The sequence below is a fragment of the Gordonia neofelifaecis NRRL B-59395 genome, from assembly GCF_000192435.1.
In the GTDB taxonomy this organism is placed as follows: domain Bacteria; phylum Actinomycetota; class Actinomycetes; order Mycobacteriales; family Mycobacteriaceae; genus Gordonia; species Gordonia neofelifaecis.
Window position 1 is genome coordinate 1 of the sequence record NZ_AEUD01000045.1, and the last position, 1,012, is coordinate 1,012.

1 protein-coding gene is annotated in these 1,012 nt (G+C 65.1%); it reads left to right on the forward strand.

Going from position 1 to position 1,012, the window contains the following annotated elements:
• Positions 1-59 precede the first annotated feature (59 nt).
• Positions 60-1,012 (forward strand): IS481 family transposase (locus SCNU_RS19900; protein WP_083812646.1); only part of this gene is annotated, 953 nt, incomplete at its 3' end.

Consider the following 1,012-nt stretch of genomic DNA (forward strand, 5'->3'; position numbering starts at 1 on the left):
GCCTCTGGTTGTGAAGTGGAGCTGTTGAGTTCAACCGCTTCACGAACCAGGAGGCCCTCGTGTCCCACGCTAACGCTGCCCTGACCCCGCGCGCTCGACTTCGACTGGCGCGTTTGATCGTCGAGGACGGCTGGCCGCCGTCAGCCGCAGCGAAGATGTTCATGGTCTCGCCCGTCACCGCCCGCAAATGGGCGGCAAGGTTCCGCGCCGAAGGCACGGGAGGGATGGCCGACCGATCCAGCCGCCCACGGTCGATGCCAGCGAAGACGCCGCCGGCAGCGGTGAAGCGGATCGTGAAAGCGCGGTGGCGACGTCGGCTGGGACCGGCACAGATCGCTGGCGAACTCGGCCTACCCGCCTCGACAGTCCATGCCGTCTTAGTGCGCTGCCGCATCAACCGGCTCTGCGCGATTGACCGGGTCACTGGCGAGCCGATCCGACGCTACGAGCACGACCACCCTGGATCGCTGATCCACGTCGACGTCACGAAGTTCGACAACATCCCTGATGGCGGTGGCTGGCGTTTCGTCGGTCGCGTTCAAGGTAAACGCAACCGACAAGCCACCGCCGCCCGCACCACGAGCAGGAACCATCGCTACGAGCCACGGTTGGGCACCGCGTTCGTCCACACCGTCATCGACGACCACTCCCGCGTCGCCTACGCCGAGATCTGTTCTGACGAGAAGGCAGACACCGCGATCGGCGTGCTCCGCCGTGCGGTGTCCTGGTTCGCCGACCAGGGTGTCGGAGTCGAACGCGTCCTCTCAGACAACGGCTCGGCGTACAAGTCTTACGCCTGGCGCGATGCTTGCGCAGAACTCGGGATCACGGCGAAGAAGACCCGCCCCTACCGGCCACAGACCAACGGCAAGATCGAACGCTTCCACCGCACCCTCGCCGACGGCTGGGCCTACGCCCGGTTCTACAAGTCAGAAACCGAACGTCGAGCATCACTACCGGGATGGCTGCACTTCTACAATCATCACAGGCACCACTCCGCAATCGGAGCCCC